This is a genomic window from Sphingomonas zeae, from assembly GCF_014197135.1.
GTDB classification, from domain to species: Bacteria; Pseudomonadota; Alphaproteobacteria; order Sphingomonadales; family Sphingomonadaceae; genus Sphingomonas; species Sphingomonas zeae.
Window position 1 is genome coordinate 1 of sequence record NZ_JACIFA010000037.1, and the last position, 2,140, is coordinate 2,140.

Consider the following 2,140-nt stretch of genomic DNA (forward strand, 5'->3'; position numbering starts at 1 on the left):
GGTAAGCTGCTACGGGATTTGCCTCGTGGCGTGCTTCGACGGGGACAAAAACTCTACTATCGGCACACCGTCCCGGTTGACGCTCAGCGTTTGCTGAATCGGCTCGAAATCTGGCGCTCGCTCCGAACTGACAGCCTATCAGTCGCGCTGCGTCGATTGCCGGGGGTCGTTGCCCGGATCGAAATGGAGATCGAGCACGCCCGCGCGATGGCGGGCATGCCGGTCGATGCGATGCTCATTAAACCGCCGAAGGACGATCCTGCCGAGCGCCCGATCCCGATTGCGCTCCCACCCGTAGCCAGCATTGAGCCCGACAGCCCGCTGACGCTCGCCGAGGCATACCGCAGCTACATCGACGATCCGACGCGCGCTTGGACCGCCAACACGCGTGAGGCGTATGAGACGAGCCGGAGGCTCGCCATCGCGGTGATCGGTGAGGCCGTTCCCGTCGCGTCTATCTCGCGGGCGCATTGCCGCGATATGCTGGATGTGCTGCGCTTCCTCCCCGCAAACGCCGGGAAACTGTTCCCGAAGCTCTCGCCACGCGAGGCGGCAGATCGCGCCCGCCTGCGCGGCGACATCAAGGTCATCAGTGCGGCAAACGCCAACTCGCTGATGTCCAACATGAGCAGTTTTCTCAACTGGGCGGTCAATGAGGAACTGCTCGCCCGGAACCCGGCACGGGGGCTGCGCCTACCCGACCCTATCAACAAGCGGGACAAGCGGTCACCATTCGACCGGAAGCAGCTTCATTCGATCTTCAACGCGCCCCTCTATCGCGGCTGCGTCGATGGCGGGCGCGGCTACAATAAGGCCGGAAGCCAGCGACCACGCAACGCGCGGTTCTGGGTGCCGCTGATCGCCCTGTTTACTGGGGCGCGGTTGGGCGAAATCTGCCAGCTTGATACCACCGACATCCGCGCCGTCGATGGCGTTGATTGTATCGTCGTTAGCCTGCGCTCCCTCAACGGCACCACGGACAAGCAGTTGAAGACCACGGCAAGCGACCGCCTGATTCCTATCCACCCGATCCTGATCGACTGCGGGTTGGTCCATTTCGCCGAGACAAAACGGAGGGCGGGCGAGAAGAAGATGTTCGACGACATCGAGACGGGCTCTACCGGTTCGCGCCCTGTCGCCTTCTCTAAGTGGTTCACCCAGTTCCTTCGCGCCTCCGGGGCACAGCGGAGCCGCACTTCATTCCACTCCTTCCGCCACAACTTCCGTGATGAGCTACGCGCCGCGCGTATCGACTACGACATCGCTCTGCTCCTTGGAGGATGGACTACCGGGTCGTCTCGAACAGCCGTCCATGAGAATTACGGCAGCGGCTACCGGGTCGATGCTCTCGATGATGCAATCAAGAAACTGCGCTTCAAAGATGTCAATTTAGACCATCTTTGAATCATCGAGCCTCGAACTGAGCCTTAACCTCACGATCAAAATCGATAGCTTCCGCTGAGCAGGCGATGGTAGTGGTTCCGGCCACAGGGTTCGATGCCATTTCGTCATCACCAGCGGCGACGGCGGGACCGGGAATAAGCCGCTGCGGCTGAACCACCTTTCCATCACTTCCGACCCATGCCTCCTGACTCTCATCAGGCACATATCGGGCTTCCACGATGCCAAGCCGGATCAACGCCTCACGAACTTCTTCCTCACTGGCCTTCACAGTGATTGATATGTGATTCGGCGGAGCAGTTCCCGGACCTCGTTCGAAGGGCTTCATTGCGCCACCCTCAGGGTCTGCCTGCCAACCGCTCAGTCGGACGACAGGAAATCCAAGTAGAGACATTTGAGAAACCGGCACAAATAGCCTTATTCCGTCGCCTCCGTCCTCAGTCCGCGCTATCAGTTGCTGACGCAACATGGCGCTCATTGCCACACCTGCCTGCGGCGGCGATTTGCAGCTTATCTGATCGAGAAGTGCTCTCTCGATACCGTTGGCGGACGCGGCCTCTGCTCGCAGTGGCTGCGGCTGAGCCACATTGCTTTGCGCCTGCGTCGCATCTGTATTGTTGCATCCAGCTAATGCGGCCAGAACAAGAAAACGCGACGGACGAAACTTCATCATGAAAATGCCCCCCATGAGATTATGTTAGGAGAGATGCCACTGCGCGACAACTCGCCATGCGGAATG

2 protein-coding genes are annotated in these 2,140 nt (G+C 60.0%); one reads left to right on the top strand and one right to left on the bottom strand.

Annotation, left to right across the window (positions count from 1 at the left end; all coding sequences use genetic code 11):
- The coding region (locus GGR45_RS19445; RefSeq protein ID WP_221235842.1) for a DUF6538 domain-containing protein at nt 1-1,404 on the top strand (1,404 nt) is incomplete at its 5' end.
- Nucleotide 1,405: 1 nt separating this feature from the next.
- Here the strand turns inward: GGR45_RS19445 and GGR45_RS19450 are convergent.
- Nucleotides 1,406-2,074, bottom strand: a complete 669-nt coding sequence (locus GGR45_RS19450; protein WP_156002588.1) for a hypothetical protein — start codon at nt 2,072-2,074, stop codon at nt 1,406-1,408.
- Nucleotides 2,075-2,140: the final 66 nt, after the last annotated feature.